Consider the following 1,028-nt stretch of genomic DNA (forward strand, 5'->3'; position numbering starts at 1 on the left):
AAGCCGCTGGCGGAGGTGGCCCGGCTGGCGCGGGAGGCCGCCGGGGCCCTGGGCACCATGGGGGTGGCGCTGGGCGCCTGCACCGTGCCCGCCGCCGGGACGCCAGGCTTCGAGCTGGCCCCGGGCGAGATCGAGCTCGGCCTTGGCATCCATGGCGAGCAGGGGGTGGCGCGGGGCGCGGTGCAGGAAGCCGATTCCCTCGCGGCTCTGCTGCTGCGGACCATCGCCGCCGACCTGGACCTGAAGCCGGGTACCCGCGTGGTGCTGCTGGTCAATGGGCTGGGTGGCACGCCGCCGATGGAACTGGCCATCGTCGCGCGCGCCGCCCTGGATTGGCTGCGCGGGCAGGGGTTGGTGGTGGAGCGCGCCTGGACGGGCAGTTTCCTGACCGCGCTGGAAATGCCCGGCTGCTCCCTGTCGCTGATGGTGGTGGATGACGCGCGGCTGGCCCTGCTTGATGCGCCAGCCGAGGCTCCGGCCTGGGTGGCCGGCAGCAGGATCGCGCCGCAACGCCGCGTCATCGCCGCACCGGTGCCGCGGCAGGCGCCGCCGGCAATGGCCGCAGGCCCGCTGGCCGGAGTGCTGCGCGAGGCCATCCTGGCCGCCGCTGGCGCCCTGGAGCAGAACGAGGCCGAGCTGACCCGCCTGGACAGCCAGGCAGGGGACGGCGACCTCGGCATCAGCATGGCGCGCGGCGCGGCGGCGATCCGTGCCCTGCCGCCCGTAAGCTTCGCCCATCCGGAGGAAGCGCTGCGGCAGCTCGGCGAATGCCTGCGCCGGGCGATCGGCGGCAGTTCCGGCCCCTTCTATGCCACGGCCCTCCTGCGCGCCGCCCGCCGGCTGGGGCCGGCGCCGGGTGCCGCCGACTGGGCCGAAGCCTTTTCCCAGGCCGTGCAAGCCATCGGAGAACTCGGCGGTGCCCGGCCTGGAGACCGCACCATGCTGGACGCGCTGCACCCGGCGGCCGAGGCCTTCCAGGCGACGCTGGCGCGCGGCGAGCCCGCCGCCACGGCCTGGAGCGCGGCGGT

General features: G+C 75.9%; 1 protein-coding gene. It reads left to right on the top strand.

Annotated elements, in window-relative coordinates; genetic code table 11:
* Positions 1-1,028: dihydroxyacetone kinase subunit DhaK (locus IBL25_RS26335; RefSeq protein WP_187781375.1), on the top strand; the 1,028-nt coding region annotated here is incomplete at both ends.

The organism is Pseudoroseomonas ludipueritiae, from assembly GCF_014490445.1.
Taxonomy (GTDB): domain Bacteria; phylum Pseudomonadota; class Alphaproteobacteria; order Acetobacterales; family Acetobacteraceae; genus Pseudoroseomonas; species Pseudoroseomonas ludipueritiae.